Annotated in this window: 1 protein-coding gene; it reads right to left on the bottom strand. The window is 43.9% G+C overall.

The features are described 5' to 3' along the window. Window positions 1-556 (bottom strand): hypothetical protein (locus OS191_RS00130; protein ID WP_267153680.1); only part of this gene is annotated, 556 nt, incomplete at both ends.

Raw genomic sequence — 556 nt, 5'->3', positions numbered from 1 at the left:
TTGTTATCAAAAGTAGCAGTTTCCCAGCATTCTGTTGTTGGTTCTACAGGTTGCGTTCCAGTAACTACCCAAGTACAGGTATTATTATCAAAGGTTGCTGTTTCCCAACATTCCGTTGTTGGTTCAGCAGGTTGCGAACCAGTGACTACCCAAGTACAAGTATTGTTATCAAAAGTAGCAGTTTCCCAGCATTCCGTTGTTGGTTCAACTGGTTGCGTTCCAGTGACTATCCAAGCACAGGTATTATTGTCAAAGGTAGCAGTTTCCCAACACTCCGTAGATGGTTCAGCAGGTTGTGTACCTGTCACATTCCAAACACATGTTGTGTTATTAAAGGTTGCTGTTTCCCAGCATTCTGTTGTTGGTTCAGCAGGTTGCGTTCCAGTAACTACCCAAGCACAAGTATTGTTATCAAAGGTCGCTGTTTCCCAACATTCTGTTGTTGGTTCAGCAGGTTGCGTTCCAGTGACTACCCAAGCACAGGTATTGTTATCAAAAGTAGCAGTTTCCCAGCATTCTGTTGTTGGTTCTACAGGTTGCGTTCCAGTAACTACCC

Source organism: Xanthomarina sp. F2636L, from assembly GCF_026410195.1.
Classification (GTDB): Bacteria; Bacteroidota; Bacteroidia; order Flavobacteriales; family Flavobacteriaceae; genus Xanthomarina.
The sequence above is the reverse complement of the archived record's forward strand: the minus strand, read 5'-3'. Positions and strand labels throughout refer to the sequence as shown.